The following is a 3,115-nucleotide window of genomic DNA, read 5'->3' on the forward strand; positions in this document are numbered from 1 at the left end:
TTCTTGTTGCCGTTGGTATAAAGATAGTTCACGGTCAGCTTTCGCTCCTGCAATTGTCTCTCCCTTCCGGGCACAGCTCGGGGATCGTTGGCCGCCCCAACTTAAGCATGGCCCTATTAACAGTCGCTCATTGCCTTTCTGCGCTCTTCCTCGACCACGCCCAGCTCTTTGAAGTCCCCGAAGATTTCGGCCAGCAACTCATAATCACGCCCGCACAGCTTCACCCTGGCACCGTCGAACCAGTCCAGAAACCAGTATTCGATTTCTACGGGGTCCAGGTTTTCGTCCGTGAAAAAACGGAACTCGTCCTGAGGTCCGCCGTAGGAGAGCTGCCAGCGGAAGAAGCCGCGCTTCTGGTCGCTGAAGGTATCTCTGGGCACATAATCGAAGCACAGGCCGTACTCATCGAACTGGCCCAAGTCCTCGTCGCACGCTTCGGGGTCTTTGCGGTACAGCCGCCATAGTTTCCGTATGTCCGATATGCGATCCCTGAGTTCGTCCCGAACCTTGTCCTTACAGGTATTGACCACGTTAATCACCCCCTTCCCGCTCGTTGTTTTAGTCAAAAAAAGAGGCTATGCATCCCACGCACGGGGAGACATAGCCCCTGAAAAAAGCAAAAAAGCGGGGACACCCCCGCTTCCTTGCGTGATTGTTGTTTCGGGCTAAACGCTCTATAGGCTTATGCTGCTACCGGCTCTTTGGCTTTACGATGCTTCTTCTTCGGCTTCTCGGCATGGGCTTTGGCTTCCCTCTCGGCCTTCGCTTCGGCTTCTCTCGCTATCGCTTCCGCTTCGGCCTCGATGCGAACCTTCGGCTTTGACGGCATGACTACTGGCATAACCGCAAGCCGATAGCCGTCCACGGCGAATAGTATCGGCGTTTTGGGATTGCTCAGCTTGACCTCGGCCATTCCGCCCAGCGCCTTGAGCGCTTGCGTAAGATATGCGCCGCTGAGGGCGGTTTCCGCTTCCCCTTCAATCTCGGCCTCGACTTGAGCGCTTCCCCTGTCGTCCGTCGCCGACAGCGTCAACTTCCCGTCCATCAGAGCAAGGGTTATTGCCGATGTTCTGTCCAGCGACAGGGCGCTGAGGCTTGCTCCTGCCTTCATCATCTCCCGTGTATCGAATCGAGCCGCCGCTTTGAACTCGGCGGGGATTGCCTGTTGATAATCGGGGAATGTTCCGCTTTCACCCGCTAGTTTGTAGCGGATGGACTCGGTCTCGATGATAAGGCCGTTGCAGTCGTTGCCGTTGCGCTCAATTGCCAGCCGAACCCTGTGCGCCTTCTTCAGCGCCGTGATTAATCCCTTCAGCTCCTCGGCGGGAATCAGCGCTTCCGCTTCCCCGTCCTCGAAGTCTAGGGTTATCTCGGCAAGCCGATAGGCGTCGGATGTCGTAAGGGTTAGCTTCCCGTTGCCTTGAGCGAAACGCACGCAACCGAGAATCGGTCTCTGTTCCGTTTTGCCCGCCGCAAATGGAATAACCCTCGACAGAGCTTCGGCAAGCTCTAACGCGCCGAGGTTGGGGATAACCGAGCCGTTGGGCGATACCCTTATCTCGCAGATATCGCCGAAGCCGTCTTTGTCGGAGACCCATGCTTTATCGGGAAGATAGCCTGTATTGCTTCCGCAAACTATCCGTAAGCCTTTGTCGGCGGCCTGCGCTTCGCTAGCACCGCCGCTGGGGGTTACCTTGATTACGTTTGAACCGCCCAGAGCCCTCAGATAGTTGAGAAAGCCTTTGCGCCCAAGCTCTATATCGCCTATGCGAACCTTCGGCGCTTGCGCCCTCGATAGGGCGTTTGCAAGCCTTTCCCTGTGACAGATAAAGCCTTCACCAGAGCGTTTGCCCTCGATATTCAGTTGTTCCAATCTTCACCCCTCTTTAGAGAGTCAAGGCGTCGGGCATTACGCCACGCTCCCGCAGTAGTAAGCACCGGATACGCTGCGCTTCGCTAGCCGTAAACGGCGCTCCTACTTATATAATGAATTTGAGGGGGTAAAATCTCTACATCGCTAGCGGTTGCATCTCCCGCTTCCTATAGCGCCATAGGTATTGATGATCGGTTTGCGTTAGCGCTATTCCCGTTGCTTTCTTCTTGGCTATCTCTATCAGTCTCCTGGGACAACCTAACAGCCATGACTTTGAGTCAACCCACGATTCGAGGTTTAGAGCCCTATCATCGGCTATGGTATCAAGTAGCTCTATGCTATCCCCTTCCCAGTCCCTTACCTCATTATTGAGGCTTATTACCCTGCCGTTGCGCTTCTCGGCGTGCCAGTATTCCATCACTACGTAGCTGGCAACCCTTACCATTGCGCCCTCGGTCAAGGGTTCGTCGCCGTTCCTGCCGGCTACCTCGGCCAGTCTTACTATGATGCTATGCCTCAAGTCGTCCCTGTCCTCATATCGAGCCTTGTATTGAAATCTATCGGCAACCTCGCTATACTTCTCCCAGTCTAGTTCCATACTCGCTCCTTTCGGGGCGAGGCTAGGCTTCCCCAGCTAGCTAACTCCTGGCTGGGGATTTCTATATGCCTCGCCCGTTTGAGGGCAAGCGCCCTGGTCAAAGCTCCATCATTCTGTTGTTAAGGTGCGTTTTTTACAATTACAGCATTGCACGAAATGTCCTTTCGTTCACTCACAAAATGAACCTATATTTACATGAACGGCGACAAGAACGCACATTTGACGATTGCACAATTTGCGGGGCGAAACGTTCAATACGTAAATTTACACAGGAAAGGGGCTGATAGGCTTGCTTGTGAGGTTATCTGCAGTTGAGGGCTAAGCGCCGCCGTAGAGGGCAGCGTGGGGGTTCTTACAGGCAATCTCAGAAGATTCCCCGCCTTCTTTCTTCAAGAAGATAACCGAGGGCGTTATTATGCCACTTTTCTGCCTTCCGTCCGGTATTACGACTTTATATTCGATCTGAGGCAGCTTCTCCAGAAATATGGGCAGATACAGGCGATCGCCTTCAACCTCCCCGATAAGATTATCGATCAATAGAGAGAATTCACTCTCGCTGAACAGGCGATGGCCGCGTTCCCGCAGTTCATTTCTAACATCGCTTTCCCCTCGGTTCAACTCACGGGCCAGACGGGAAACGTTGA

At 54.0% G+C, this 3,115-nt stretch carries 4 protein-coding genes; all 4 read right to left on the reverse strand.

Annotation, left to right across the window (positions count from 1 at the left end; genetic code table 11):
- Positions 1-116: 116 nt before the first annotated feature.
- Positions 117-566, reverse strand: coding sequence for a hypothetical protein (locus PHI12_14455; GenBank protein ID MDD5511986.1), 450 nt, complete (start codon positions 564-566; stop codon positions 117-119).
- Between the two features lie 116 nt (positions 567-682).
- Positions 683-1,873 carry a hypothetical protein gene (locus PHI12_14460; protein MDD5511987.1) on the reverse strand — a complete coding sequence of 397 codons (1,191 nt, stop codon included), beginning with the start codon at positions 1,871-1,873 and terminating at the stop codon, positions 683-685.
- A gap of 136 nt (positions 1,874-2,009) precedes the next feature.
- Positions 2,010-2,471 (reverse strand): hypothetical protein, encoded by a 462-nt coding sequence (locus PHI12_14465; GenBank protein MDD5511988.1) that lies wholly within the window; start codon positions 2,469-2,471, stop codon positions 2,010-2,012.
- A gap of 318 nt (positions 2,472-2,789) precedes the next feature.
- The coding region (locus tag PHI12_14470) for a hypothetical protein (GenBank protein ID MDD5511989.1) at positions 2,790-3,115 on the reverse strand (326 nt) is incomplete at its 5' end.

It is taken from the genome of Dehalococcoidales bacterium (genome assembly GCA_028716225.1).
Taxonomy (GTDB): domain Bacteria; phylum Chloroflexota; class Dehalococcoidia; order Dehalococcoidales; family UBA5760; genus UBA5760.

Excerpts from the sequence above, each read along its gene's own strand:
- PHI12_14465 (MDD5511988.1), bottom strand. The coding sequence starts at position 2,471 with ATGGAACTAGACTGGGAGAAGTATAGCGAGGTTGCCGATAGATTTCAA.